The organism is Pseudomonas sp. LS2P72, from assembly GCF_054897865.1.
Map to the genome: position 1 here is coordinate 4,760,413 of NZ_CM142708.1, position 25,451 is coordinate 4,785,863.

The window sequence follows — 25,451 nt, forward strand, 5'->3', positions numbered from 1 at the left end:
TGGGTTTCCCCGCGCAAACTCATTGAGAATGCCCCTTAAACCGGTGTCTGCCCATTGTCGAGCCACGGTGTAACGCGCTAAGGTTCTGCTCCCCGACGCGCTTAATTTGCTGTGCTCCGCCGCGCGGGTTCGCTGGCGGCCGGCACCCGTGACCTGACGAGTAAACGATGGCTGATTTACCGATCAACGACCTAAACGTCGCTTCCAACGAGACGCTGATCACTCCCGATCAGCTCAAGCGTGATATTCCTCTGAGCGACGCTGCCCTGCGCACCGTCACCAAGGGCCGCGAAGTCATTCGCAACATTCTTGATGGCACCGACCATCGCCTGTTTGTTGTCATCGGGCCTTGCTCGATCCACGACATCAAGGCTGCCCACGAATACGCCGAGCGCCTGAAGGCACTTGCGGCCGAAGTGTCCGATACGCTGTATCTGGTCATGCGCGTGTATTTCGAGAAGCCACGCACCACCGTCGGCTGGAAAGGTTTGATCAACGATCCGTACCTGGACGATTCCTTCAAGATTCAGGACGGTCTGCACATCGGTCGTCAATTGTTGCTGGACCTGGCCGAGATGGGCCTGCCGACCGCCACTGAAGCCCTCGACCCGATCTCCCCGCAATACCTGCAGGACCTGATCAGCTGGTCGGCCATCGGTGCGCGCACCACCGAATCCCAGACTCACCGTGAAATGGCCTCCGGCCTGTCCTCGGCAGTCGGCTTCAAGAACGGCACCGACGGCGGCCTGACGGTCGCTATCAACGCCCTGCAATCGGTTTCCAGCCCTCACCGCTTCCTGGGCATCAACCAGGAAGGTGGCGTGTCGATCGTCACCACCAAGGGCAATGCCTACGGTCACGTGGTACTGCGCGGTGGCAACGGCAAGCCGAACTACGATTCGGTCAGCGTCGCGCTTTGCGAGCAAGCGCTGAACAAAGCGAAGATCAAGCCGAACATCATGGTCGATTGCAGCCACGCCAACTCCAACAAGGACCCGGCCCTGCAACCGCTGGTGATGGAGAACGTCGCCAACCAGATCCTCGAAGGCAACCAGTCGATCATCGGCCTGATGGTCGAAAGTCACCTGAACTGGGGTTGCCAGGCGATCCCGAAAGACCTCGCCGACCTGCAATACGGCGTGTCGATCACCGATGCCTGCATCGACTGGACCTCCACCGAAAACACCTTGCGCAGCATGCATGCCAAGCTCAAGGACGTACTGCCGAAACGCGATCGCAGCTGATCACTTTTCGCCGCACATAAAAACGCCGGGTTTGACCCGGCGTTTTTATGCGTTCGATTCTTTGAAAAGTTACTGGCTAAGCTTCGCTGCATGCCGCTGGTGGCGCTCCATGTAGCGTTCCACGTAGGAACACGATGGAATGACGGTGTAACCCATTTCTTCAGCGTATTCCAACGCCTTCTCGGTCAAGGCTGCCGCTATGCCGCGACCACGCAGCGCGTTGGGCACAAAGGTGCGATAGATATCCAGGGTCTGTTTTCCCAGATCCATATAGGTCAGGTAGGCACGATGACCGTCCACATTGGTCTCGAACTGATGACCAGCCTGGTCATGGTGGATGGACAACGCCTCGCTCATCACTACTCCTCGCGGGTCTGGAATTCTGACCCCTACCTTACTGATGTTTTTCCGGCGAAGGAACATCTACGCCACCCCGTGCCTGAATGGACACCGAGAAGAACTGCACCCATCTCGCGCAACCGAGCACATATCAAATAGTAGGCACCATTGGCAGAAATGCTCAAGGTACGCTCGTCATCACGCTGGGGCGGGATGCTGCTCCGGGTTACGCAGAGACGGCTTGACCAAGATATCTGAAGGTCGACAGCCTGAACATTGCCGGATGTTGAGACTTAAGACGAGCGCCCTTTGTTAAAGTCACCTGAACATGGAGAAAGATATGAGAGGCGCCACACAGAACCCGAACAAAAGTGTAGACGAATCCATCTAGACAGACTTTAGCCAAGACTGGGAAAGAGCTGTGAGCGCGCGGAACCTTTCTTCGGCGGCTCGCTCAGCTCGGGCCTCCCAGCTGGATATTTTTTAAACAATGCAGTTAAAAGTTGCTCGAAAAAGAATCAACGCCTACAATTTTTTTGGCTTCTTGCTTTACGTCAGTTTACTTACGACAAGTAATGGGTAGTATGTACGCCGGCTATTTCCTCAATCTGAGGAGACCGCTAACTTAATAGAAAGTCCTTGAAGGGGAACACGATGAACAACGTTCTGAAATTCTCTGCTCTGGCTCTGGCCGCAGTTCTGGCTACCGGTTGCAGCAGCGTATCGAAAGAAACCGAAGCACGTCTGACCGCTACTGAAGACGCAGCAGCTCGCTCCCAGGCTCGTGCAGACGAAGCTTACCGTAAAGCTGATGAAGCTCTGGCTGCTGCTCAAAAAGCACAACAGACTGCTGACGAAGCTAACGAGCGTGCTCTGCGCATGCTGGACAAAGCTAGCCGCAAGTAATAATCCCTCGGGATTGTTATCAAGCCGACCCATTTTTTGGGTCGGCTTTTTTATTGCCCGGCGTTTTGTCCAGGCAATAAAAAACCCGCCGGCGCAGTCAGCGTCGGCGGGTTCCTTTCAAGCATTACTGCAACGGGTCGATCGGCGCACTCGTCACCATCGGCGCTGAGGAATTCGGTACTCCGATTTCCACCGGCAGACCATCTTCGGCAGCAACCACGTCGCGGACCACATCCCAGTTCATGCGCAGGTTGTTGGTGATGTCCTCACGCTTGAGCATCGCGTTGATCACCGCGGTGTGTTTGTCGACCACAGAAGGGTTGCCTTTGTCGTCCAGCGGCGTGTGCGCTTCCAGATACACCTTGCCGCCACTGACACCGAACTTGTACGGGTCGCTGATAATGCGCACCGACGTGCCTACCGGCACCATGCCGGCCATTTCCAGCACGTTGTTGTTGAACATGCGGAAGCAACCGTGGCTGGTGCGCATGCCGATGCCGAACTTCTTGTTCGAACCGTGGATCAGGTAACCCGGCGTGCCCAGGGTGAACTTGAACGGCCCCAGCGGGTTGTCCGGGCCGGCCGGCACCACGTTCGGCAGTGGATCGCCATCAGCGGCGTGCTCGGCCTTGATCGACGCTGGAGGGGTCCAGGTCGGGTTCGGCGTCTTGGCGATGATGCTGGTATGGGCAATCGGCGAGCCCCAGCCTTCACGGCCTATACCCAGCGGGAAGGTGTACACCACGTTCCGGCCTTTCGGGAAGTAATAGAGGCGGTACTCGGCCAGGTTGATGACGATGCCTTCACGCGGGCCCGGTGGCAGGATGAAGCGCGTCGGCAGCACCACTTCGGTGCCAGCGCCCGGCAGCCATGGATCGACGCCAGGGTTGGCCGCGACCATTTCCGAATAGCCCAGATCGTAGGTGGTGCCAAGGTCGGCGAAGGTATCCTCGTACTTGGCCTTGATCACCTGGATCTGACCGATGATGTCTTCACCGGGCGGTGGCAGGGGCAGCTCCAATGCTGCTACGGGACCCGCCACACAAAGGGCGGCGAGAGACAGGTAGCGGGTGACGGCAGGAAAGCGCGGCAACATCCGGAAAATCCTTCGCATGATCGACAAGGGTATAAAAACGGGATTGTACACCGGCATCCGGAAAATCGGGGAGTTGACCGATAGCAAGCAATCTATCGGCGTCTAAAGCTCGAAACGCAGTTCCGGCCAGATCGGCGATGTGCCGCGTTTTTGCGATTCCAGAATGGCCCGGCACAGCGAGCACAGGCGCTGATCCTGGAACACACGGCGATCGACACTCGACCAGCGCGGTTGTGCTGGCAACAGGCTGCCACACAAGGTCCGGTCCGCCGAGCCGCCCAACTCCAGTTGACGGGTCACCAGATGTACCCGCACTTCCTGGCAGGCGAACAGATCCAGCTGTTCGTCAGGCTCGATCAGTTGGTAGGCAAAAAGTGACCAGGCAGGACGCGGCATCGGGGGCTCCAAATCGGGGGCGCCACCTTAGCCGAAACACCGCCGCTAGAAAAGCGTCAAAGCAGCGGTTTCAGTGTAGGCCAGACATTTTCCAGCAACTTGTCCTGAGCCCCGACAGCCGGGTGCAAGCCGTCTGCTTGCATCAAGTCAGGATGACCGCCCACGCCGTCGAGAAAAAACGGCACCAACGGGATCTTTTTCTCCTCGGCCAGCGTGCTGTAGACCTTCGCGAAGGCCTCGGTATAGCGAACGCCGTAGTTGGGTGGCAATTGCATGCCGAGCAGCAGCACCTTGGCGCCACTGGCGCGGGAGCTGTCGATCATTGCTGCAAGGTTTTGTTGCAATTGCGTTGGCAGCAATCCGCGCAGGCCATCGTTGCCGCCCAACTCGAGGATTACCAGCTCCGGCTTATGCTCTGCAAGCAGCGCGGGCAGGCGCGCCTGGCCTCCGGCACTGGTGTCGCCGCTGATGGACGCATTGACCACCTTATCGTCAAAACCTTCGCGCTTGAGCCGTTGCTCGAGCAATGACACCCACCCCAACCGGGTATCCAGCCCGAAACCCGCGCTGATACTATCGCCAACGATCAGGACTGTACCCGCCGCTGCGTTCTGGGCCATGCACATCAAGGCCAGGCCAGCACTCAAAAACCACACTCGCATCGGATTCTCCATGGGCGCAAGCATTCTCACCGCGAAGAACCTCAGCAAAGTGGTTCCCAGCGCGGAAGGTGAACTGACCATCCTGCACGAACTGAGCCTGAAACTGAACAAGGGCGACAGTCTGGCCATCGTCGGGGCCTCCGGTTCCGGCAAATCCACCCTCCTGGGCCTGCTCGCCGGTCTCGATCTGCCGAGCAGCGGTGAAGTCACGCTCGCCGGTCAAGCCCTGAGCAACCTCGATGAAGACCAACGGGCGCGCATCCGTGCCGAGCATGTGGGTTTTGTCTTTCAATCATTCCAGCTACTGGACAGCCTCAACGCCCTGGAAAACGTCATGCTGCCGCTGGAACTCGATGGGCGCAAGGACGCCCGTGAGCGCGCCACCGAACTGCTGCAACGCGTCGGGCTGGGTCAACGCCTGACCCATTCGCCTCGCCAGCTCTCAGGCGGCGAACAGCAGCGCGTGGCGATTGCCCGTGCGTTTGCCGCCGAACCTGATGTGCTGTTTGCCGACGAACCCACCGGTAACCTCGACAGCCATACCGGCGAGCGCATCAGCGATCTGCTGTTCGAACTCAATCAGGAACGCGGCACGACCCTGGTGCTGGTAACCCACGACGAACGCCTGGCACATCGCTGCCGACGCCTGATCCGCCTCGACGCCGGCCTGCTCGTCCCGCCTCTGGAGGTTTAATGGCACGCCTGCCGCTGTTACGCCTGTTCAGTCTTGCCATCCGCCAACTAATGCGCGACGCCCGTGCCGGTGAGTTGCGCGTGTTGTTTTTTGCCTTGCTGGTGGCCGTGGCGGCGAGTACTGCCATCGGCTACTTTGGCGCCCGCCTGAACGGCGCCATGATGCTGCGCGCCACCGAGTTTCTCGGTGCCGACCTGTTGCTCGAAGGCAGCTCTCCTGCGCGACCCGAACAGATTAAAAGCGGCACGGAGCTGGGCCTCGAACACGCTCAAGTGGTGGAGTTTTCCAGCGTCATCGCCACCGACAATGGCATTCAGTTGTCCAGCATCAAAGCGGCCGACGACATCTACCCACTGCGCGGCGAACTGAAAAGTGCCCCGGCGCCCTTCGCCCCGGAAGAACCCGGTGGCGGACCGAAACCCGGTGAAGCCTGGGTCGAAGCGCGACTGCTGACCGCGCTGGACCTGAAGATCGGCGACAGCATCGACGTCGGCATTAGAACCCTCAAACTGGCGCGAGTGCTGACCTACGAACCGGACCGTGCCGGCAACTTCTATAGCCTGACGCCGAGAGTGCTGATCAATCTCAGCGACCTCGCCGCGACCGGCGTGGTGCAACCCGGTAGCCGGGTCAGTTTCCGCGAACTCTGGCGCGGCAAAGCCGAGGCGCTGGAAACCTATCGTCAATTGATCAAACCCGGCCTGGCCGCCAACCAGCGTATTCAGGATGCCCGTGATGGCAACCGACAGATCGGCGGCGCGTTGGGCAAGGCCGAGCGTTACTTGAACATGGCCAGTCTGGTGGCGGTTCTGTTGTCAGGTGTGGCGGTGGCTCTGTCAGCCACGCGCTTCGCCACCCGCCGATTCGATGCCAGTGCATTGCTGCGTTGTCTGGGGCTGTCCCGACGGGAAACCATGGTGCTGTTCAGTTTGCAGCTGACGGTGCTCGGACTGCTCGCCAGTATCAGCGGCGCCCTCATCGGCTGGTTCGCGCAGCTAGGGCTGTTCGCGCTGCTGCATGATTTATTGCCGACCGACGTTCCACCGGGCGGTCTGTTTCCTGCCATCGCAGGGATCGGCACCGGATTGGTGGCGCTGGCCGGTTTTGCCTTGCCGCCGCTGGCGGCACTGGGCCGGGTTCCGCCATTGCGGGTCTTGCGTCGGGACATGCTGCCGATTCCTTCCAGCACCTGGATGGTCTACGGCGCGGCATTGGGCGCCCTCGGGCTGATCATGTGGCGGCTGAGCCTGGACTTGATATTGACCTTCGCCCTGCTCGGTGGCGGTGTAATCGCAGCATTGGTGCTTGGCGGCTTGCTGTTGCTGCTTCTGAAGAGTCTGCGTCGAATGCTCGCGCGTGCCTCTTTGCCATGGCGCCTCGGGCTGGGCCAATTGCTGCGCCATCCGCTGGCGGCCGCGGGGCAATCCCTGGCCTTTGGCTTGATTTTGCTGTCCATGGCGCTGATCGCTTTGCTGCGCGGCGAATTGCTGGACACCTGGCAGAACCAGCTACCGAAAAACGCGCCCAACTATTTCGCACTGAACATTCTGCCGGCGGACAAACAGGCATTCATCGATCGCCTGATCAAACTGTCGGCGCAATCGGCGCCACTGTACCCGGTGGTACCTGGACGGCTGATCAGCGTCAACGGCGAACCGGTGCAGGAAATCGTCAGCAAGGATACGGCCGGTGATCGAGCGATCCAGCGCGACCTGAGCCTGACCTGGGCGGCGGATTTGCCGACCGGCAACAAACTCACGGCGGGCAACTGGTGGACTGATCAGACACCGGACGAAATTCCCGGTGTATCGGTGGAAGACAAAGTCGCCGAAAGCCTGAAGCTCAAGCTCGGCGATCACATGGTGTTTACCGTGGGCGGCGCCAATCGCGAAGCAAAAGTCACCAGCCTGCGGGAGGTCAACTGGGACAACTTCCAGCCTAACTTCTTCATGATCTTCCAGCCCGGCACGCTGAAGGATTTGCCGGCGACCTACCTGACCAGTTTTTATCTGGCGGCCGGTCATGATCAGCAGATCGTGGATCTGTCCCGGGCGTTCCCGGCGGTGACCATCTTGCAAGTCGAAGCGTTGCTCGAACAGCTGCGCAGCATCCTCGCCCAAGTCACCCTGGCGGTGGAATACGTGCTGTTGTTCGTGTTGGCGGCGGGGATGGCGGTGTTGTTTTCAGGCTTGCAGGCGACGCTCGATGAGCGCATTCGCCAAGGCGCCTTGTTGCGAGCGCTAGGGGCCGAGCGGCAACTATTGGTCAAGGCCCGGCGGATCGAGTTCGGTCTGCTGGGGGCGGTCAGCGGATTGTTGGCAGCGCTGGGTTCGGAACTGGTGAGTATGGTGCTCTACCGCTATGCCTTCGACCTGCCGTGGCACCCGCATCCGTGGTTGCTGGTATTGCCACTGATCGGCGCGGTACTGATCGGCGGTGCCGGCGTGTTCGGTACGCGCCGCGCGCTGAACGCCAGCCCCCTGACAGTCTTGCGCGAGGGTTGATAGACTCACGCTCTCTCTACCACAAGAAGTCGCCATGAGCCGTTATCGCCCTCCCCGCACCGCTGGCACCGCGCTGATCACCCCCGAAGGTGAAGCGCGGATGCGGGCCGAGTTTCATGAGCTCTGGCATGTGCGCCGGCCGCAGGTGACACAGTCCGTCAGTGAGGCCGCGGCCCAGGGCGACCGCTCGGAAAACGCCGAATACACCTACGGCAAAAAGATGCTGCGCGAGATCGACAGTCGCGTGCGCTTTCTCACCAAGCGGCTGGAAGCGCTCAAAGTTGTCAGCGAAAAACCGAGCGATCCGAACAAAGTTTATTTTGGTGCCTGGGTCACGATCGAAGACGAGGACGGCAAAGAATCGCGCTACCGCATTGTCGGGCCGGATGAACTGGACTTGAAACTGGGCCTGATCAGCATCGATTCGCCGTTGGCGCGCGCCCTGATCGGCAAGGCGCTGGACGCCGAGGTTCGAGTCCAGACACCGACGGGTGAGCAGTGCGTGTATATCGTGGCGATCGACTATCTTTGAACCGCAGCGCTCAAAGCCTCAACGGCGGGTAATCAGCCCCTGTCGGGCAACGCGAATCAGTTGCTTGATCACTTCGGGGGCGTCCTCGAGGCTGGGCGATTGAATCACCGCCAGATCGAAACTGTCGCTGGCAAATCGAGCCAGCGATTCACCCTCTTCGACAAACTGGATCAGGAAGGCCGCAGGCCCACCGGTGCGACGTGGCCAACCATCGAGATAACGCAAAAGTGTCGGCTGATGTTTGCCGCCAAGCAGGATTTTTGGATTGCGCTGGGTCAGGTGTGCCGTGATCGGCGCGGGGCGTATAACGGGGCTTAGTGCATTCATTGTGTCGTGTCTCGGCCTCAAAAGTCTGCATGGCAGGTGAGAGGCAACACCGAACCAGCGCTTTAGCGGTATTTCGAAGCCTGTTTCAAGCTTCTATCGGCAACTGAATGAGTCACCTGGCGCCCCGCAAGTAGCTGTTTAAATCGGCGCATGGGCAGCATCCTAGAGAAGCTGACCGGACAGTGTCAAGAATGACGAGAACAAAAAAGGCCTGCGCAATGCGGGCCTTTTCATTGAGCCAGAGCGGTCAGCCAGCGATAGCGCGGTCAGCCGAGAGCTTGCCGGCGCCTTCGATCAGCACCGCGATGCTGCCACCGAGCAGGGCCAGGGCGAATTCATAACCGTTGTTGGCCATGAACAGACCGTTAGGAAGGTGGACCGAGAAGATTGCCACCAGCGAGAGGAAGGCCAGGCCGAGGGCTGCCGGGCGAACCAGCAGGCCAATGATCAAGGCCAGACCGGCGAAGAACTCGGTACCGCCCGCCAGCATCGCCATCAGATAGCCCGGCGCCAGGCCGATGCTTTCCATGTACTGCGCGGTGCCCGCCAGGCCGTAACCACCGAACGCCCCAAAGAGTTTCTGCGAGCCGTGGGCAGCGAAGATGATGCCGACGAAAATCCGCAAGACAGTCAAGCCGTAGCCAGCGCGGGTAAACAGTACCTTGTTGATCAGTGTGCTCATGCTGTGTCATCCATTGTCAGTGTGTGTTGGTTGGCCGCTATATTAATCGGTAAATTTCATGTAAAAAGCGCAATTAATGCGCCATTACAATCAGTTTATTCGATTATTTGCGTGAGGCAACTTTCTGCCCCTGGGGCTCCAACGTCTCCCGCTCCCGATCGAACGCCAGGTAATACTTGTTCACGCTGTTAACATAGCTGACGGCGCCCATTCCCACCTGCTCCATGGCGATGCGTTCGACCTGGAAGAACCACTGATTGGGATTCAAACCGCGCCGCCGAGCCTCGGCACGCATGCCCTGAACCCGCTCCGGCCCCATGTTGTAGGCCGCCAGCACGAACGCCATGCGCTCACGCTCGTTGAGTTTGGGGCTGGCAAAGAACTTGCGACGAATCATCGCCAGGTACTTGGCCCCGGCCTGCACATTGGCGTCGAGATTCTGAATGTTGTTGACCCCCACCCGCTGCGCGGCGGACGGGGTGATCTGCATCAGGCCGGTAGGGCCGCTGCCACTGCGGGCATTGGGCTGCAAGGCCGATTCCTTGAACGCCAGGGCCGCCAGGTTCAACCAGTCCATGCCTTGGGCTTCAGCGTGTTTCTGCAGCACCGGTCGAAGTTTCTCGAGGCGCTGCCGATCTGCCTTGGCCAATGGATAGTGCACTTGATACAGACGTCGATAGATCCGCAGGAACGCGGCATCCTGATCCGACGGTTTTTTGTAACCGGCCAGGAAGCGATCAATGCTCGCGCGCAACATTGAGGCGTCGCGGCGCACGAACCAGAACTCTTCGCCCGGCTCGCTGATGAGCACCTGCCGATCGAAACGCAATTTGGGCAGGATCTTGCCCCAGCGTTCGGCAATGGGTTGTTCCACGATCGTCAGGTGAAAGATTCCGCCCTGGACCATCTCCAACACATCCTCGACCGCCAGACTGGGATCGACCCACTCGATGCTCACCGGTGGCAGTTTCAACAGCGCGAGCTTTTGATTGATTTGACTGACCGCGTCCCCGGCGGCACTGCCGGTGGGCAACGCCAGGGTTTTGCCGGAAAGTTGTTCGAGACGGGTGTAACGTCGCTCGCCTTTAATCCCGACCAATATCAACGGGATGTTGCTGGCAATCGGTTCACTGGTGCTGACCGCGTGGCCCGGTTGCAGGTCCAGCAGTTCGCCCGGTGCGACCAGATCACCCTCGCCGCGCTGCAACGCGCCGATCAGTTGATCCTTGCCCTTGGGAATGATCTTGAGGGTAATTTCCTGACCGTCACGGGCGTGACCGTTGAGGTACTGCTCGAAGGCACGCAAGCGGTGGTATTCCACACCGATGGCCTGGCCCTGGACTTCGCCGGAGCTGTTGCGGCTCTGGTTGACCAACACGCGCAGCACGCGACTGCTGCGGATTTCCGCCAAGTCGCGCACTTTGGCCGAAGGCACGGCTTGCAGCGGCCCGGCCAGACGCGCAACCGCCGGCATCGGCAGCAGCAACGAGCAACACAGCAGTAGCAAAACCGAGGGACGTATCATCCACTCTCCAGAAAGAATACTGGGCCGATCTCAAGAATTTTCATGAAATCGAACGACAGAAACAGAGCGCCTTGAGCGCTGGCAAAGTGCGAAAGACTGGCACAGTGATGGCACCTTAGCCACCCTGACCTGTCTCGCGGCATCAAGAGACAGCTTTAACTCATTGTAGTTCTTGGCTTTTCTTATAAATCTACAGCTCTGATATGCTTTCCGGCCTTTGGTCCGAGGTAGCACCATGCAACTCATCGATATCGGCGTCAACCTGACCAACCCCAGTTTTGCCGACAAACACCAGGCTGTACTCGACCGTGCCTACGCTGCCGGGGTCTGCCAATTGGTGCTCACCGGCACCAGTGTCGAGGGCAGCGAGCAGGCGCTGGAACTGTGCCGGCAACTGGACGAAACGGCTCAACGGCTGTTCGCCACCGCCGGCATTCATCCCCACTGCGCCAGCGACTGGAACGCCGACAGCGCCCAGCGTCTGCGCAGTTTGCTCAAAGAGCCGAACGTCGTGGCGGTGGGTGAATGCGGGCTGGATTTCAACCGTGATTTCTCGCCGCGCCCGCAGCAGGAAAAAGTCCTGGAAAAGCACTTGGAGTTGGCAGTCGAACTGCAATTGCCGGTGTTCCTCCACGAGCGCGACGCCAGTCAGCGCTTGCTGGAGATCCTTCGCGATTACCGTGATCAATTGCCGGCCGCTGTGGTGCATTGCTTCACGGGCGAAAAGAAGGCGCTGTTCAGTTACCTCGATCTGGATTTGCACATCGGCATCACCGGCTGGATCTGCGACGAGCGCCGGGGCACGCACCTGCATCCACTGGTGAAAGAGATCAAACAGGGACGGCTAATGCTGGAAAGCGATGCGCCGTATCTGTTGCCGCGCAGTCTGCGGCCCAAGCCGAAGAATGGCCGCAACGAACCGGCGTATCTGACCGAAGTATTGCGGGAAGTGGCGCTGCATCGCGGGGAGAGCGAGGAAGATCTGGCCGCTCACAGCACGGCGTGTGCGCGAGCGTTCTACGGCTTGCCAATGGTGAACTGACGAACCGAACCTGTGGGAGCGAGCAAGCTCGCTCCGACATTATCAGTGGCTGCCGCGCATCATTTCTTTGGGCACGTACTTGCCGATCTCGAACTTGCCGATCGCCGCACGGTGCACTTCGTCCGGGCCATCGGCCAGGCGCAGAGTACGCTGCATCGCATACATGTACGCCAGTGGGAAATCGTTGGAAACCCCTGCCCCGCCATGGATCTGGATCGCCCGGTCGATCACCCGCAAGGCCACGTTCGGTGCGACAACCTTGATCTGAGCGATTTCGCTTTTCGCAATCTTGTTGCCAACGGTGTCCATCATGTACGCCGCTTTCAACGTCAGCAGGCGCGCCATGTCGATTTCCATCCGCGAGTCGGCAATCTTGTCGATGTTGCCGCCCAGGCGTGCCAAAGGTTTACCGAACGCAGTACGGGTTACCGCCCGTTTGCACATCAGTTCCAATGCACGTTCAGCCATGCCGATTGAACGCATGCAGTGGTGAATCCGACCCGGGCCAAGGCGACCCTGAGCGATTTCGAAGCCGCGTCCTTCGCCCAACAGGACGTTTTCGTACGGCACGCGGACGTTTTCGAACAGCACTTCGGCGTGGCCGTGAGGTGCGTCGTCGTAACCGAACACTGGCAGCGGACGAACGATCTTCACACCCGGAGCATCCACCGGCACCAGAATCATCGAGTGCTGGGCATGGCGCGGCGCGTCGGGATCGCTCAGGCCCATGAAGATCAGAATCTTGCAGCGTGGATCGCAAGCGCCTGAGGTCCACCATTTTTTGCCGTTGATTACCCACTCGTCGCCATCACGCACGGCGCGGGCGGCCATGTTGGTGGCGTCGGACGAGGCCACGTCCGGTTCGGTCATGGCGAACGCCGAGCGGATCTCGCCGCGCAGCAACGGTTCGAGCCAGCGTTGCTTCTGCTCTTCGTTGGCGTAACGCACCAGCACTTCCATGTTGCCGGTGTCTGGCGCCGAGCAGTTGAACGGCTCGGGGCCCAGCAGCGAGCGGCCCATGATTTCGGCCAATGGCGCGTATTCAAGGTTGGTCAGGCCGGCGCCGAGTTCGGACTCCGGCAAAAACAAATTCCACAAACCTTCAGCCTTGGCCTTGAGTTTGAGCTCCTCCATGATTGCGGTCGGCTGCCAGCGATCGCCCTCGGCGACCTGGCGCTCGAACACCGCTTCGGCGGGATAAACGTAGGTGTCCATGAACGCGGTCACGCGCTCACGCAGTTCTTGCACCTTGGGCGAATAAGCGAAATCCATGGGCAGCTCTACCTTTTAATGGAGGGTTTTGATGAGTTGTTCAGGTCATGGAATCGATGCTAGAACAGCTACGAAAATTTACCTAGCCTATTCTCGGCGTGTATTAACATTCATCACCGATATATGATCGGCTGATCGAGAGCCCAACAATAAGAGTGCAGCGCAATGAATCTGAGCAAGGTCGACCTCAACCTTTTCATCGTCTTCGACGCGATCTACACCGAAGCCAACCTGACCCGTGCCGGGCAGATTGTCGGCATTACTCAACCGGCGGTCTCGAACGCCCTGGCCCGTCTGCGCGAGACCTTCAATGACCCGTTGTTCGTGCGTACCGCTCAGGGCATGGTCCCGACGCCCATGGCGCAGAACATAATCGGGCCGGTGCGCAACGCCCTCTCCTTGCTGCGGGTGTCGGTGCAGGAAAGCCGTATTTTCAACCCGTTGCAGGCGGTCAAGACGTATCGCATCAGCATGACCGACCTCACCGAAGCGGTGATTCTGCCAGCACTGTTCCAGCGCCTGCGGCGTTTGGCGCCGACGGTGATCATCGAAAGCTTTCTGTCCAAGCGCCGCGAAACCACCAAGGAACTGGCGGCCGGGCGTCTTGATTTCGCTGTCGACGCGCCGCTAAACACTGACCCGCAAGTGCGCCACGTCAAGTTGATGGAAGACCGTTACGTGTGTGCCATGCGCAAGGGCCATCCGCTGGCGGGAAAAGAAAAGTTCACCCTCGACGATTACCTGTCGCTGACCCACATCCATATCTCCAGCCGCCGCAGTGGTCTGGGCCATGTCGACCTGGCCCTGGGCAAAATGGGCATCCAGCGCAAGATCGCCCTGCGATCCCAGCATTACTTGATGGCATCCCAGGTGTTGCAGCAGACCGACATGGTAATGACCGTGCCGGAACGCTTCGCCCGTCGCCATGATTTGTACTCGGTGAACCTGCCGGTCAACGATGTGCCGCCGGTGGAAACCCACCTCTATTGGCACGAAAGCACCGACCAGGACCCGGCCAACCGCTGGATGCGCGAGCAGATGATCGAGTTGTGCCAGCAGGTGACGGCACATGAGAAGAAGCTCGATAAGGTGTAAGACTTTACACCGCGGCGCCCCCATCGCGAGCAGGCTCGCTCCCACATTTAACCCGGTTCTTCCAGAAAGAATGCGGTCGAATGTGGGAGCGCGCCTGCTCGCGAAGGGGCCGGCACTGACAGCAAAAATCCATGCCCCTTGACGTAAACGTCAACCTGACATTAGCTTAGCGCCATGACCTTTTTCGAGCGCTTCCATGAGCAGCCAGACCTATAGCATTTCCGACCTCGCCCGCGAGCTCGACATCACCACCCGAGCCATTCGCTTTTATGAAGAGCAAGGCCTGCTCAGCCCCGAGCGACGCGGTCAGGAACGTATCTACTCGCCCCGTGACAAGGTCAGCCTGAAGCTGATCCTGCGGGGCAAGCGCATTGGTTTCTCCCTGGCCGAATGCCGCGAGCTGATCGAACTCTACGACCCCTCCGGTGGCAATCAGAAACAGCTGCAAACCATGCTGACCAAAATCGCCGAACGTCGTGAACAGCTCGAACAGCAAATGCTCGACATCGAACAGATGAAGCTGGAACTGGACACCGCGCAGGAGCGTTGCACCCAGGCGCTGGAACAGACCATCAAGAGCCAGCAGCTCGTGTAGGAGCTGAGCGCCTACAGGGGTTCTGTGAACATTCATACAATTTCAACAGGTCCATTGCCATGCCCTTACCCACTCACGTACGCCTGGTCGAAGTCGGCCCACGCGACGGTCTGCAAAACGAAGCCCAACCCATCAGTGTTGCGGACAAGGTGCAACTGGTCGACGCGCTGACCGCCGCCGGCCTCGGCTATATAGAAGTCGGCAGTTTCGTTTCGCCCAAATGGGTACCGCAAATGGCCGGTTCCGCCGACGTCTTCGCACAAATCCAGCGTAAACCGGGCGTGACCTATGGTGCACTTGCACCGAACCTGCGCGGGTTTGAAGACGCCATCGCGGCCGGGGTCAAGGAAGTCGCGGTGTTCGCCGCCGCGTCCGAATCGTTTTCCCAGCGCAACATCAATTGCTCGATCAGCGAAAGCCTGGAGCGCTTCGTGCCGATCATGGACGCCGCCAGGCAACACGGTGTCAGCGTGCGCGGTTACGTGTCCTGTGTGCTGGGCTGCCCTTACGAAGGTAACGTCGCGCCGGATCAAGTCGCTCGAGTCGCTCGCGAGCTCTATGCGATGGGCTGCTATGAAGTTTCCCTGGGCGACACCATCGGCACCGGCACCGCTGGCGCGACCCGCAAGATGTTCGAAGTGGTCTCGGCCGATGTGCCCCGTGAAAAACTGGCCGGGCACTTCCACGACACCTATGGCCAGGCCATGGCCAACATCTACGCCAGTCTGCTGGAAGGCATCTCGGTGTTCGACAGCTCCATCGCCGGTCTCGGCGGCTGCCCGTACGCCAAGGGCGCCAGCGGTAACGTCGCCACCGAAGACGTGGTTTACCTGCTCAACGGCCTCGGTATCGAGACCGGTATTGACCTGGACGCCTTGATTCTGGCCGGTCAGCAGATTTGCACGGTGCTGGGGCGAGCGACCGGTTCGCGCGTGGCCAAGGCTCGTAGCGCACAGTGAGGTGTCCGGGTGTTACCGCTGCGTCTGAAACGTGGGGCGCAAGCGAGTAACACGGAAACAAATTGTCGGGTTTTGACTGACGGAAAAATCCGACAAAAACATAAATCATTGATTTTAAAGACTTTTTAAAAGTTGGCACGGCTTCTGCTATCTCTACTGCATAACAAGAATAAAAAAAGCGGCAAACCTAATAACAATAAGACGTAACGACTCTGACATAACAAAAACAACACGGCAGAGACGCAGCTAACAGATTTTTTTGGAGAGGATGTGCTTTTCAGGGTGCTTTTCGGAGTAACCCGCAACCGGGCAGAGAACAATAAAACTACCTTCAGGTAGCTCCCGAACTGGTTGGATCGCTTAGCGAAAAAGTAGATCAGCGCTCAAAAAAATACGTTTGCTCTTGATCCCGGATGGGGATCGACAAAAACAGCGGTAAAGGGTCACGGTTTCCAAAAACAACAACAGACCGCCCCTCAATAATAAAAAAAGAGCACGCGCAACGACAAAATTAAAGGGGAGCTTCGGCTCCCCTTTGTGCTTTCTGGCGTTTGTAATTTGCAGCGCCATCCCAAGTGGGAGCGAGCTCGCTCCCACTTGGGATTTTCGTCATATGTTATTGGTCTTCAACTCCTCGATACTGATCTCGCGCATCCGAAACTTCTGGATCTTCCCGGTCACGGTCATCGGAAACTCTTCGACGAATTTAAAGTAACGCGGTGTCTTGAAGTGCGCGATGCGCTCCTTGCACCACGTTTGCAGCTCCTGCTCGGTGGCGCTGTGGCCCGGATGGAATTTGATCCAGGCAACAATCTCTTCGCCATAACGCGAACACGGAATCCCGATCACTTGCACATCCGCGACTGCCGGATGGGTAAAGAAGAACTCTTCCAGCTCCCTCGGGTAAATATTCTCACCGCCGCGGATGATCATGTCCTTGTTACGTCCGGCAATGCATACGTAGCCTTCGTCGTTCATGCTCGCCAGATCACCGGTGTGCATCCAGCCGGCCTGGTCGATGGCTTCCGCGGTGCCTTGCGGGTTGTTCCAGTAACCGAGCATCACGCTGTAGCCGCGGGTGCACAACTCGCCGATAGTGCCACGCGGCACGAGGTTGCCCGCCTCGTCGATGATCTTGCTTTCCAGTTGTGGCTGGGTGCGACCGACAGTGGTGACGCGCAGTTCCAGTTCGTCTGACGGACCGGTCTGCAACGACACCGGACTGGTTTCCGTCATGCCGTAGGCAATCTGCACTTCGCTCATGTGCATGTCACTGATGACCCGACGCATCACTTCGATCGGACAGGTCGCCCCGGCCATGATCCCGGTGCGCAGGCTCGACAGATCGAATTCAGCGCGTTTGGGCTGATCGAGCATGGCGATGAACATGGTTGGCACGCCATAAAGCGCGGTGGCCTTTTCTTCGGCGACGGTGGTCAGGGTCAGCAGCGGATCGAATGCATCGTTGGGGTAAATCATGGTGCTGCCGTGAGTCATGCAGCCGAGGTTGCCCATGACCATGCCGAAGCAGTGATACAGCGGCACCGGGATGACCAGACGATCACTCGCGGTCAGGCCGAGGCTTTCGCCGACCATGTAACCGTTGTTCAAAATGTTGTAGTGACTGAGGGTCGCGCCCTTCGGGAAACCGGTGGTGCCGGAGGTGTACTGGATGTTTACCGCCTGGTCGAAATGCAGGCTGTGCTGACGTTCGCGCAACTGCTCGGCTGACACGCTGCCCGCCAGATCGGTCAATTGTGACCAAGGCAGGAAGCCCGATGGCGGTTGGGCATCGAGGCTGATCACCCCGCGCAGATCCGGCAGGCGTTCGCTTTGCAATTTCCCGATGGATTGCTCCGCCAACTCAGGCACCAAACCCTGCAGCATCCCGTGATAGTCGGAGGTCTTGAAGGCGCCGGCGCAGACCAGCCATTGGCAGCCGGATTGCTTCAACACGTATTCGAGTTCGGAGCTGCGGTAGGCCGGATTGATGTTGACCAGAATCACACCAATTTTCGCGCTGGCGAACTGGCTGATACACCATTGGGCGCAGTTCGGTGCCCAGATGCCGAGACGGTCACCGGCCTGCAAGCCCAGCGCCAATAATGCTCTGGCATGCAGATCCACGGCTTCGGCCAGTTGCTGCCAGGTGTAGCGCAACTGTTGATGGCGCACGACCAGCGCCTCCCCGGTCGGGTACTGCGCGACGGTGTTATCGAACGCCTGGCCGATGGTCATCGCCAGCAAGGCTTTGTCTTGGGAACCGCGGGTATAGCTGCGCAGCGGGCTTGCACTGGGTTGATCCATGACGACCCCCTATTGTCTTTATTGTGGGAGCTAAGCTTGCTTGCGATAGGAGCACTGCGGTGTAGTTGCAGGACCGCGTTATCGTTTATCGCGAGCAAGCTTTGCTCCTACAGAGTCGCTCAAGTTGACGTTAACGTAAAGGGTGATTGACAGCCATTCATCACAGGCTTACGTTAACGTAAAGGTGAGAACCAAATCACGGCCCTCCCTACCCTACAAAAAAGCCAAAAGGTGCCCCATGAGCTACCCATCCCTGAACTTTGCCCTCGGTGAAACCATCGACATGCTGCGCGATCAGGTTCAGTCCTTCGTCGCCAAAGAGATCGCACCACGCGCCGCTCAGATCGACATCGACAACCTGTTCCCCGCCGACCTGTGGCGTAAATTCGGCGACATGGGCTTGCTGGGCGTGACCGTCCCGGAAGAATACGGCGGCGCGGGCCTGGGTTACCTGGCCCACGTGGTGATCATGGAAGAAATCAGCCGCGGTTCGGCCTCGGTCGCACTGTCCTACGGCGCGCACTCCAACCTCTGCGTCAACCAGATCAACCGCAACGGCAATCACGAACAGAAAACCAAATACCTGCCGAAGCTGATCAGCGGCGAGCACGTCGGCGCCCTGGCCATGAGCGAACCGAATGCCGGTTCTGACGTGGTGTCAATGAAACTGCGTGCCGACAAACGCGGCGATCACTACGTCCTCAACGGCAGCAAGACCTGGATCACCAACGGCCCAGACGCCAATACCTACGTGATCTACGCCAAGACCGACCTGGAAAAAGGCCCCCACGGCATCACTGCGTTCATCGTAGAACGTGATTCCAAAGGCTTCACCCGCAGCAACAAATTCGACAAGCTCGGCATGCGCGGTTCCAACACCTGCGAGCTGTTCTTCGATGACGTCGAAGTGCCGGAGGAAAACATCCTCGGCGTGCTCAACGGCGGCGTGAAAGTGCTGATGAGCGGCCTCGATTACGAACGCGTTGTCCTGTCCGGCGGCCCGACCGGGATCATGCAGGCCTGCATGGACCTGATCGTGCCGTACATCCACGACCGCAAGCAGTTCGGCCAAAGCATCGGCGAGTTCCAGCTGATCCAGGGCAAGGTCGCCGACATGTACACCCAACTCAACGCCAGCCGTGCCTACCTCTATGCGGTTGCACAAGCGTGCGAACGCGGCGAAACCGCCCGCAAGGACGCCGCCGGAGTCATCCTCTACAGCGCCGAATGCGCGACCCGAATGGCCCTCGACGCGATCCAGATTCTCGGCGGCAATGGCTACATCAATGAATTCCCGGCCGGTCGTCTGCTGCGTGACGCCAAGCTGTACGAAATCGGCGCCGGCACCAGTGAGATCCGTCGCATGCTGATCGGTCGCGAACTGTTCAACGAAACCCGCTAAACGGAGCTGTCCATGGCTATCCTGCATACCCAGCTCAACCCCCGTTCGGCGGAGTTCGCGGCCAACAGCGCAGCGATGCTCAAACAGGTCGACGCCCTGCACACCCTGCTCGCCAAAGTACAGCAAGGTGGCGGCCCGAAGGCGCAAGAGCGCCACACCTCGCGGGGCAAACTGCTGCCCCGTGAACGGATTAATCGCTTGCTCGATCCGGGTTCGCCGTTTCTCGAAATCAGCCAACTGGCGGCCTACGAGGTGTATGGCGAAGACGTTCCGGCCGCTGGCGTGATTGCCGGGATTGGCCGTGTGGAAGGCGTCGAATGCATGATCGTCGCCAACGACGCCACCGTAAAAGGTGGCTCGTATTACCCGCTGACCGTGAAAAAACACCTGCGCGCCCAAACCATCGCCCAGCAGAACCGCTTGCCGTGCATCTACCTGGTGGACTCTGGCGGTGCCAACCTGCCGCGTCAGGATGAAGTGTTCCCGGACCGCGAGCACTTCGGACGGATCTTCTTCAACCAAGCGAATATGAGCGCCATGGGCATCCCGCAAATCGCGGTGGTCATGGGTTCCTGCACCGCCGGTGGCGCGTACGTGCCGGCCATGGCCGACGAAGCAATCATGGTGCGCGAGCAAGCGACGATTTTCCTCGCCGGCCCGCCACTGGTAAAAGCCGCCACGGGTGAAGTGGTCAGCGCCGAAGACCTCGGCGGGGCCGATGTGCACTGCAAGATTTCCGGGGTGGCCGACCACTACGCCGAGAGCGACGAACACGCCTTGGCCATTGCGCGACGCAGCATCGCCAACCTCAACTGGCGAAAACTCGGCGAAGTGCAACAGCGCACGCCCATCGCCCCGCTCTACAACAGCGACGAGTTGTACGGCGTGGTGTCGGCGGATGCCAAGCAGCCGTTCGACGTGCGCGAAGTGATCGCGCGGTTGGTGGACGGTTCGGTGTTCGACGAATTCAAAGCACTGTTCGGGACGACCCTGGTGTGCGGCTTTGCCCACTTGCACGGTTACCCGATCGCGATCCTTGCCAACAACGGCATTCTGTTCGCTGAAGCCGCGCAGAAAGGCGCGCACTTCATCGAGCTGGCCTGTCAGCGCGGCATTCCGTTGCTGTTCCTGCAAAACATCACCGGCTTCATGGTCGGCCAGAAATACGAGGCCGGCGGCATCGCCAAGCACGGCGCGAAACTGGTGACCGCGGTGGCGTGCGCCAAGGTGCCGAAATTCACTGTAATCATCGGCGGCAGTTTCGGTGCCGGTAACTACGGCATGTGTGGGCGAGCTTACGATCCACGTTTCCTGTGGATGTGGCCGAACGCACGCATCGGCGTGATGGGCGCCGAGCAGGCCGCGGGTGTTTTGGTGCAGGTTAAACGCGAGCAAGCGGAGCGCAGTGGTCACAGTTTCAGCGCCGAGCAGGAAGCCGAGATCAAGCAACCGATCCTCGACCAGTATGAAGAACAGGGTCATCCCTACTACTCCAGCGCCCGGTTGTGGGACGACGGCGTCATCGACCCGGCGCAAACCCGCGATGTATTGGCCCTGGCCTTGTCGGCGTCGCTGAATGCGCCAGTCGAACAGAGCCGCTTCGGCGTGTTCCGGATGTGATCGGGAGAAAATCATGAGCGACTTCAACACCCTCGAACTGCTGACCGACCCGCGTGGTTTTGCGACCCTGTGGCTCAGCCGTGAAGAAAAGAACAACGCGTTCAACGCCGAAATGATCCGCGAACTGATCCTCGCGCTGGACAAAGTGTCGAGCGATGCCAGTCTGCGTTTTCTGTTAGTGCGTGGACGCGGCAAGCATTTCAGCGCCGGCGCGGATCTGGCCTGGATGCAGCAATCGGCCGAACTCGATTACCACACCAACCTCGACGACGCCCGGGAACTTGCAGAGTTGATGTACAACCTCGCCAAGCTGAAAGTCCCGACGCTGGCGGTGGTGCAAGGCGCTGCATTCGGTGGCGCGTTGGGCCTGATCAGTTGCTGCGACATGGCCATCGGCGCCGATGACGCGCAGTTCTGCCTGTCGGAAGTGCGCATCGGCCTGGCCCCGGCGGTGATCAGTCCGTTCGTGGTGCAAGCCATCGGCGAACGCGCGGCACGTCGCTATGCGCTGACTGCCGAGCGTTTCGGCGGACAACGAGCGCGGGAAATCGGCTTGTTGTCGGAGAGTTATCCGATCGCAGAACTGGAACAGAAAGTCGAGCAGTGGATCGACAACCTGTTGCTCAATAGCCCGGCCGCCATGCGCTCCAGCAAGGACTTGCTGCGCGAAGTCGGCCACGGCGCGCTGACCCCGGCACTACGCCGCTACACCGAAAATGCCATCGCCCGAATTCGCGTCAGCCCCGAAGGTCAGGAAGGCTTGCGGGCCTTTCTGCAAAAACGTCCGCCGAGCTGGCAAGCCGAAACCACCCCCAAGGAGCCGCGTTGATGAGCGCACCTGTTCTCACCACCCTGCTGGTGGCCAACCGCGGCGAAATCGCTTGCCGGGTGATGCGCACCGCCAAAGCCCTGGGCCTGACCACCGTGGCCGTTCATAGCGCCACTGACCGTGAAGCCCGACACAGCCGCGAAGCGGATATCCGCGTCGACCTCGGTGGCAGCAAAGCCGCCGACAGTTACCTGCAAATCGACAAACTGATCGCCGCGGCCAAGGCCAGCGGCGCTCAGGCGATTCATCCGGGTTATGGCTTTCTTTCCGAGAACGCCGGGTTCGCCCGCGCGATTGAAGAAGCTGGCCTGATGTTCCTCGGCCCGCCCGCCTCAGCCATCGACGCGATGGGCAGCAAATCCGCCGCCAAAGCCTTGATGGAAACCGCCGGCGTGCCGCTGGTGCCTGGCTATCACGGTGAAGCTCAGGACCTCGACACCTTCCGCGACGCTTGCGAGCGCATCGGTTATCCGGTGCTGCTCAAGGCCACTGCGGGCGGTGGCGGCAAAGGCATGAAAGTGGTCGAGGACGTCAGCCAGTTGGCCGAAGCCCTGGCCTCGGCCCAGCGTGAAGCGAAATCCTCGTTCGGCGATTCGCGGATGCTGGTGGAGAAGTACCTGCTCAAACCCCGTCACGTGGAAATCCAGGTCTTTGCCGATCAGCACGGCAACTGCCTGTACCTCAACGAACGTGATTGTTCGATTCAGCGTCGGCACCAAAAAGTCGTTGAAGAAGCACCCGCTCCAGGCTTGAGCCCGGAGCTGCGTCGCGCCATGGGCGAAGCCGCCGTGCGTTCGGCACAAGCCATCGGCTATGTCGGCGCCGGCACTGTGGAGTTTCTGCTGGACTCTCGCGGTGAGTTCTTCTTCATGGAGATGAACACGCGCCTGCAAGTCGAACACCCGGTCACCGAAGCCATCACCGGCCTCGATCTGGTGGCCTGGCAGATTCGTGTGGCCCGCGGCGAAGCGCTGCCGATGACTCAAGCCGAGGTTCCGCTGATCGGCCATGCCATCGAAGTGCGGTTGTATGCCGAAGACCCGGGCAATGATTTCCTGCCGGCGACCGGCCGACTGGAGCTGTATCGCGAATCCGCGCAGGGTCCGGGACGGCGGGTGGACAGTGGTGTTGAAGAAGGCGATGAAATTTCACCGTTCTACGACCCGATGCTCGGCAAACTGATTGCCTGGGGCGAGGATCGCGAACAGGCGCGACTGCGGCTGCTGAGCATGCTCGATGAGTTTGCCATTGGCGGGCTCAAGACCAACATCAACTTCTTGCGCCGGATCGTCGGCCATCCGGCATTTGCTGCGGCCGAACTGGATACCGGGTTCATTCCGCGTCATCAGGAACAACTGCTGCCCGTCGCCTCGGACCTCAGTGACGAATTCTGGCAAGCCGCCGCCCAGGCGTTTGCCCAAAGTCAGCCGAGTACGATCCGTGCCGATGACCCGGCTTCGCCTTGGGCCAACAGCAATGGTTTTCGTGCCGGACTGCCGACAGAAATCACCCTGCACTTGAGTTGTGAAGGCCAGGATTGCGCGCTGACGTTGGGCGACGCTGATGCCCACACCGCTCAACTCAAGGGCGAGCAACTGCTGACCGAGCACAACGGCCTGCGCCGCCAGCATCGGGTAATCCGCCGTGGCGACGTTGTGTATCTGCAATGGGAAGGTGAATTGCGCCGCATCGAGTCCTACGACCCGATCAGTGCCGTCGAAGCCAGCCACAGCCATCACGGCGGGCTGACCGCGCCCATGAATGGCAGCATCGTGCGGGTGCTGGTGGAAGCCGGGCAAACGGTCGAAGCCGGGGCGCAACTGGTGGTGCTGGAAGCGATGAAGATGGAGCACAGCATTCGTGCGCCACACGCCGGGGTGATCAAAGCGCTGTATTGCCAGGAAGGTGAGATGGTCAGCGAAGGCAGCGCGTTGGTCGAGTTTGAAGAAGCATGAAATGAAGATCGGTCCTACGTCTTGCGAGGACCGATCTGATTAGAATTTGGCGGTTGCCTGAACCACTACGCCGATAATTCGGCACTCGTCGGTGAAGATAGCCTTCGGATAGGTCGGATTGAGCGGGACCAGGTAACGCTGCCCGCCCTCTTCGATCAGCTTGCGAAAGGTCGCCTCGGCGCTGTCGGGCCACTGGGCGATCACCAGTTTTCCGGGCTCCGGCACGATGGCCGGGTCCACCAGGATCATCATGCCCTCGGCAATGCTGATACCCGTGGGCGCGGTCATCGCATCGCCCACCACACTCAGCCAGAAGGCCGGGCCCTGGGCGTGGTAGTCGGTCAGCTCGAAGCGTTCCTCCTTGCGATACACCGTCAGCTCACCATCGCGCAGCTGCGCCGGCTCCTTCCAGTCACTGACCGGGTAGCGGAAGTACGGGTTGTACTTCAGCGCCAGAGGCATCTCCTCCTCTTCCAGGATGAGTGGTTCGCGGATCACCAGCACCACTTCGAGAAAGTCCATCCCCAGCGCCTTCAACACACGGTTCATGTTGAGGACGCCGGGGTCGCGGCGTTTGTTCAGCCAGTGGCCGACGCCGCCCTGGGACATCCCGAGGCGATCTGCGAGTTCTTCTTGAGTGATTTTGAGTTCACTCATCTTGGCCTTGACCAATTCAATCCATTTATCCATGTGCGGCACGATACGTGGGCGCCTCCGACCGTCAAAACACAAATTGTAGTATTTAATCTCTCGTCATAAATACAGTACGTACTAGGATTGGTTCACGGATCTGAATCTATCACGGAGTTTGCTATCGCCATGTCCATCCCCTGCAACGACCTGCCTGACATGCAAATCGACACTTCCCTCACCTCGCCAAAAGGCTCTGCCGCCGCGCAACGAGCGCTGGACTATTACTTGAAACCAGCTGTTTCAGAGGAAGTGGTCGAAGAACGTTTCTTTGACGTAAACCGCAACATCAGCTGCGAAGAGGCGCTGGTCCATGCCACGGATTTGCTACGTTGCGCCGCCGCCATTGCGTACGAGTCAGCCAGCAATTTACAGGGCGCAAGTCGGGACCTGGCGTTTTCGGCGGTGCACATGATCGACATGGCCAGGGCGATGGTGGATCGATCCCTGGAGGGCGATCAGAACGGGTGAGCCACGGGTGCTTGCGAGGAGGACAGGAAAGATTTTTCCAATCGCGCAGATAAAAGCATTTGACTTGCAAACGAGAATGATTATTATTGCATGCAGCTGGTCGCGAGATCAGTCGATTGTCCAAGTGACCTTAGGTCGGTCTCCTGGACTATCTCCTCATCAGGCTAATCACGGTTTTTGACCCGGCTTTTTGCCGGGTCTTTTTTTTGCCAGTTATTCTGGCTTTACCTTCAGGCTAATGAAGTCTTTAGGTGCTGCAAATTCGAATGGCGCGGATGATATCAAAAGAATATCCGTTGGCAAGAGA

Annotated in this window: 24 protein-coding genes; 14 read left to right on the forward strand and 10 right to left on the reverse strand. The window is 59.4% G+C overall.

The genetic code is table 11. The features are described 5' to 3' along the window. Positions 1-167: 167 nt before the first annotated feature. Complete coding sequence (locus tag ACYZUA_RS21905) at positions 168-1,244, forward strand: 3-deoxy-7-phosphoheptulonate synthase (RefSeq protein WP_461960572.1); 1,077 nt, start codon at positions 168-170, stop codon at positions 1,242-1,244. Between the two features lie 69 nt (positions 1,245-1,313). Here the strand turns inward: ACYZUA_RS21905 and ACYZUA_RS21910 are convergent, their stop codons facing one another. Beyond that, the gene (locus ACYZUA_RS21910) at positions 1,314-1,601 is read right to left on the reverse strand and encodes a GNAT family N-acetyltransferase (RefSeq protein WP_008057026.1); all 288 of its coding nucleotides are present in this window, start codon (positions 1,599-1,601) and stop codon (positions 1,314-1,316) included. A 636-nt stretch (positions 1,602-2,237) separates the two neighbouring features. Here ACYZUA_RS21910 and oprI point away from each other — a divergent pair. Next, positions 2,238-2,489 (forward strand): outer membrane lipoprotei OprI, encoded by a 252-nt coding sequence (oprI, locus tag ACYZUA_RS21915; protein ID WP_002553018.1) that lies wholly within the window; start codon positions 2,238-2,240, stop codon positions 2,487-2,489. Between the two features lie 124 nt (positions 2,490-2,613). Here oprI and ACYZUA_RS21920 read toward each other — a convergent pair whose 3' ends face one another. The 3 genes from ACYZUA_RS21920 to ACYZUA_RS21930 form a co-directional block, all read right to left on the reverse strand. After that, positions 2,614-3,585: a L,D-transpeptidase family protein gene (locus ACYZUA_RS21920; protein ID WP_461960573.1), complete on the reverse strand. Its 972-nt coding sequence runs from the start codon at positions 3,583-3,585 to the stop codon at positions 2,614-2,616. A gap of 102 nt (positions 3,586-3,687) precedes the next feature. Further along, positions 3,688-3,981: a hypothetical protein gene (locus ACYZUA_RS21925; protein WP_003226812.1), complete on the reverse strand. Its 294-nt coding sequence runs from the start codon at positions 3,979-3,981 to the stop codon at positions 3,688-3,690. 56 nt (positions 3,982-4,037) lie between these two features. Beyond that, the gene (locus ACYZUA_RS21930) at positions 4,038-4,643 is read right to left on the reverse strand and encodes an arylesterase (RefSeq protein ID WP_150656342.1); all 606 of its coding nucleotides are present in this window, start codon (positions 4,641-4,643) and stop codon (positions 4,038-4,040) included. Between the two features lie 10 nt (positions 4,644-4,653). Here ACYZUA_RS21930 and ACYZUA_RS21935 point away from each other — a divergent pair, with 10 nt between their 5' ends. From ACYZUA_RS21935 to greB, 3 genes are read left to right on the forward strand one after another with little or no spacing between them, the layout of a single operon-like run. Further along, the gene (locus ACYZUA_RS21935; RefSeq protein WP_008148510.1) at positions 4,654-5,337 is read left to right on the forward strand and encodes an ABC transporter ATP-binding protein; all 684 of its coding nucleotides are present in this window, start codon (positions 4,654-4,656) and stop codon (positions 5,335-5,337) included. After that, complete coding sequence (locus ACYZUA_RS21940) at positions 5,337-7,841, forward strand: ABC transporter permease (RefSeq protein WP_461960574.1); 2,505 nt, start codon at positions 5,337-5,339, stop codon at positions 7,839-7,841. The genes ACYZUA_RS21935 and ACYZUA_RS21940 overlap by 1 nt, the downstream gene beginning before the upstream one ends. 34 nt (positions 7,842-7,875) lie before the next feature. Then, a complete protein-coding gene (greB, locus tag ACYZUA_RS21945; protein WP_129436988.1) occupies positions 7,876-8,373 on the forward strand; it encodes a transcription elongation factor GreB in 498 nt (165 codons plus the stop codon). A gap of 18 nt (positions 8,374-8,391) precedes the next feature. On the opposite strand, the gene ACYZUA_RS21950 is transcribed toward greB, so the two are convergent. From ACYZUA_RS21950 to ACYZUA_RS21960, 3 genes are all read right to left on the reverse strand, one after another. Then, entirely contained in the window at positions 8,392-8,700 is a 309-nt protein-coding gene (locus ACYZUA_RS21950; RefSeq protein ID WP_008148504.1) for a hypothetical protein, read from the reverse strand. Positions 8,701-8,947: 247 nt separating this feature from the next. Continuing rightward, positions 8,948-9,382, reverse strand: a complete 435-nt coding sequence (locus ACYZUA_RS21955; protein WP_461960575.1) for a DoxX family protein — start codon at positions 9,380-9,382, stop codon at positions 8,948-8,950. A gap of 103 nt (positions 9,383-9,485) precedes the next feature. Then, on the reverse strand, positions 9,486-10,907 hold the full coding sequence (locus ACYZUA_RS21960) for an MltF family protein (protein ID WP_461960576.1): 1,422 nt from the start codon (positions 10,905-10,907) through the stop codon (positions 9,486-9,488). Between the two features lie 235 nt (positions 10,908-11,142). Here ACYZUA_RS21960 and ACYZUA_RS21965 point away from each other — a divergent pair, with 235 nt between their 5' ends. Further along, complete coding sequence (locus tag ACYZUA_RS21965; protein WP_461960577.1) at positions 11,143-11,949, forward strand: TatD family hydrolase; 807 nt, start codon at positions 11,143-11,145, stop codon at positions 11,947-11,949. A gap of 42 nt (positions 11,950-11,991) precedes the next feature. On the opposite strand, the gene ACYZUA_RS21970 is transcribed toward ACYZUA_RS21965, so the two are convergent. Beyond that, positions 11,992-13,221, reverse strand: a complete 1,230-nt coding sequence (locus tag ACYZUA_RS21970) for an acyl-CoA dehydrogenase (RefSeq protein ID WP_461960578.1) — start codon at positions 13,219-13,221, stop codon at positions 11,992-11,994. A gap of 165 nt (positions 13,222-13,386) precedes the next feature. On the opposite strand from ACYZUA_RS21970, the gene ACYZUA_RS21975 reads away from it, so the two are divergent. The 3 genes from ACYZUA_RS21975 to ACYZUA_RS21985 all read left to right on the forward strand — a co-directional run bounded on the left by ACYZUA_RS21975 (position 13,387) and on the right by ACYZUA_RS21985 (position 15,870). Continuing rightward, positions 13,387-14,316 (forward strand): LysR family transcriptional regulator, encoded by a 930-nt coding sequence (locus tag ACYZUA_RS21975; protein ID WP_046047541.1) that lies wholly within the window; start codon positions 13,387-13,389, stop codon positions 14,314-14,316. A 196-nt stretch (positions 14,317-14,512) separates the two neighbouring features. Then, positions 14,513-14,911, forward strand: coding sequence for a MerR family transcriptional regulator (locus ACYZUA_RS21980; RefSeq protein ID WP_008148495.1), 399 nt, complete (start codon positions 14,513-14,515; stop codon positions 14,909-14,911). A gap of 59 nt (positions 14,912-14,970) precedes the next feature. Further along, positions 14,971-15,870: a hydroxymethylglutaryl-CoA lyase gene (locus ACYZUA_RS21985; RefSeq protein ID WP_461960579.1), complete on the forward strand. Its 900-nt coding sequence runs from the start codon at positions 14,971-14,973 to the stop codon at positions 15,868-15,870. Positions 15,871-16,479: 609 nt separating this feature from the next. Here ACYZUA_RS21985 and ACYZUA_RS21990 read toward each other — a convergent pair. After that, positions 16,480-18,177, reverse strand: coding sequence for an AMP-binding protein (locus tag ACYZUA_RS21990; protein WP_461960580.1), 1,698 nt, complete (start codon positions 18,175-18,177; stop codon positions 16,480-16,482). Between the two features lie 238 nt (positions 18,178-18,415). Between ACYZUA_RS21990 and ACYZUA_RS21995 the strand changes: the two genes are divergently transcribed. The 4 genes from ACYZUA_RS21995 to ACYZUA_RS22010 are packed head-to-tail and all read left to right on the forward strand — an operon-like array spanning position 18,416 to position 23,983. Beyond that, positions 18,416-19,579 carry an isovaleryl-CoA dehydrogenase gene (locus ACYZUA_RS21995; protein ID WP_461960581.1) on the forward strand — a complete coding sequence of 388 codons (1,164 nt, stop codon included), beginning with the start codon at positions 18,416-18,418 and terminating at the stop codon, positions 19,577-19,579. A 12-nt stretch (positions 19,580-19,591) separates the two neighbouring features. Further along, on the forward strand, positions 19,592-21,199 hold the full coding sequence (locus ACYZUA_RS22000) for a carboxyl transferase domain-containing protein (RefSeq protein ID WP_095128910.1): 1,608 nt from the start codon (positions 19,592-19,594) through the stop codon (positions 21,197-21,199). A gap of 13 nt (positions 21,200-21,212) precedes the next feature. Then, entirely contained in the window at positions 21,213-22,028 is an 816-nt protein-coding gene (locus ACYZUA_RS22005; RefSeq protein WP_461960582.1) for a gamma-carboxygeranoyl-CoA hydratase, read from the forward strand. Further along, positions 22,028-23,983, forward strand: coding sequence for an acetyl/propionyl/methylcrotonyl-CoA carboxylase subunit alpha (locus ACYZUA_RS22010; protein ID WP_461960583.1), 1,956 nt, complete (start codon positions 22,028-22,030; stop codon positions 23,981-23,983). The genes ACYZUA_RS22005 and ACYZUA_RS22010 overlap by 1 nt, the downstream gene beginning before the upstream one ends. 39 nt (positions 23,984-24,022) lie before the next feature. Here the strand turns inward: ACYZUA_RS22010 and ACYZUA_RS22015 are convergent, their stop codons facing one another. Further along, positions 24,023-24,673, reverse strand: a complete 651-nt coding sequence (locus ACYZUA_RS22015; RefSeq protein WP_461960584.1) for a LexA family protein — start codon at positions 24,671-24,673, stop codon at positions 24,023-24,025. A gap of 129 nt (positions 24,674-24,802) precedes the next feature. Here ACYZUA_RS22015 and ACYZUA_RS22020 point away from each other — a divergent pair, with 129 nt between their 5' ends. After that, complete coding sequence (locus tag ACYZUA_RS22020) at positions 24,803-25,144, forward strand: DUF6124 family protein (protein ID WP_046047549.1); 342 nt, start codon at positions 24,803-24,805, stop codon at positions 25,142-25,144. Positions 25,145-25,451: the final 307 nt, after the last annotated feature.

Coding starts and splice junctions, on each gene's coding strand:
- ACYZUA_RS21985 (WP_461960579.1), top strand. CDS start 14,971: ATGCCCTTACCCACTCACGTACGCCTGGTCGAAGTCGGCCCACGCGAC.
- ACYZUA_RS21940 (WP_461960574.1), top strand. CDS start 5,337: ATGGCACGCCTGCCGCTGTTACGCCTGTTCAGTCTTGCCATCCGCCAA.
- ACYZUA_RS21910 (WP_008057026.1), bottom strand. CDS start 1,601: ATGAGCGAGGCGTTGTCCATCCACCATGACCAGGCTGGTCATCAGTTC.
- ACYZUA_RS21935 (WP_008148510.1), top strand. CDS start 4,654: ATGGGCGCAAGCATTCTCACCGCGAAGAACCTCAGCAAAGTGGTTCCC.
- ACYZUA_RS21950 (WP_008148504.1), bottom strand. CDS start 8,700: ATGAATGCACTAAGCCCCGTTATACGCCCCGCGCCGATCACGGCACAC.
- ACYZUA_RS21990 (WP_461960580.1), bottom strand. CDS start 18,177: ATGGATCAACCCAGTGCAAGCCCGCTGCGCAGCTATACCCGCGGTTCC.
- ACYZUA_RS22005 (WP_461960582.1), top strand. CDS start 21,213: ATGAGCGACTTCAACACCCTCGAACTGCTGACCGACCCGCGTGGTTTT.
- ACYZUA_RS21955 (WP_461960575.1), bottom strand. CDS start 9,382: ATGAGCACACTGATCAACAAGGTACTGTTTACCCGCGCTGGCTACGGC.
- ACYZUA_RS21960 (WP_461960576.1), bottom strand. CDS start 10,907: ATGATACGTCCCTCGGTTTTGCTACTGCTGTGTTGCTCGTTGCTGCTG.
- oprI (WP_002553018.1), top strand. CDS start 2,238: ATGAACAACGTTCTGAAATTCTCTGCTCTGGCTCTGGCCGCAGTTCTG.
- ACYZUA_RS21980 (WP_008148495.1), top strand. CDS start 14,513: ATGAGCAGCCAGACCTATAGCATTTCCGACCTCGCCCGCGAGCTCGAC.
- ACYZUA_RS21970 (WP_461960578.1), bottom strand. CDS start 13,221: ATGGATTTCGCTTATTCGCCCAAGGTGCAAGAACTGCGTGAGCGCGTG.
- ACYZUA_RS21995 (WP_461960581.1), top strand. CDS start 18,416: ATGAGCTACCCATCCCTGAACTTTGCCCTCGGTGAAACCATCGACATG.
- greB (WP_129436988.1), top strand. CDS start 7,876: ATGAGCCGTTATCGCCCTCCCCGCACCGCTGGCACCGCGCTGATCACC.
- ACYZUA_RS22000 (WP_095128910.1), top strand. CDS start 19,592: ATGGCTATCCTGCATACCCAGCTCAACCCCCGTTCGGCGGAGTTCGCG.
- ACYZUA_RS21965 (WP_461960577.1), top strand. CDS start 11,143: ATGCAACTCATCGATATCGGCGTCAACCTGACCAACCCCAGTTTTGCC.
- ACYZUA_RS22020 (WP_046047549.1), top strand. CDS start 24,803: ATGTCCATCCCCTGCAACGACCTGCCTGACATGCAAATCGACACTTCC.
- ACYZUA_RS22010 (WP_461960583.1), top strand. CDS start 22,028: ATGAGCGCACCTGTTCTCACCACCCTGCTGGTGGCCAACCGCGGCGAA.
- ACYZUA_RS22015 (WP_461960584.1), bottom strand. CDS start 24,673: ATGGATAAATGGATTGAATTGGTCAAGGCCAAGATGAGTGAACTCAAA.
- ACYZUA_RS21930 (WP_150656342.1), bottom strand. CDS start 4,643: ATGCGAGTGTGGTTTTTGAGTGCTGGCCTGGCCTTGATGTGCATGGCC.
- ACYZUA_RS21920 (WP_461960573.1), bottom strand. CDS start 3,585: ATGTTGCCGCGCTTTCCTGCCGTCACCCGCTACCTGTCTCTCGCCGCC.
- ACYZUA_RS21975 (WP_046047541.1), top strand. CDS start 13,387: ATGAATCTGAGCAAGGTCGACCTCAACCTTTTCATCGTCTTCGACGCG.
- ACYZUA_RS21905 (WP_461960572.1), top strand. CDS start 168: ATGGCTGATTTACCGATCAACGACCTAAACGTCGCTTCCAACGAGACG.
- ACYZUA_RS21925 (WP_003226812.1), bottom strand. CDS start 3,981: ATGCCGCGTCCTGCCTGGTCACTTTTTGCCTACCAACTGATCGAGCCT.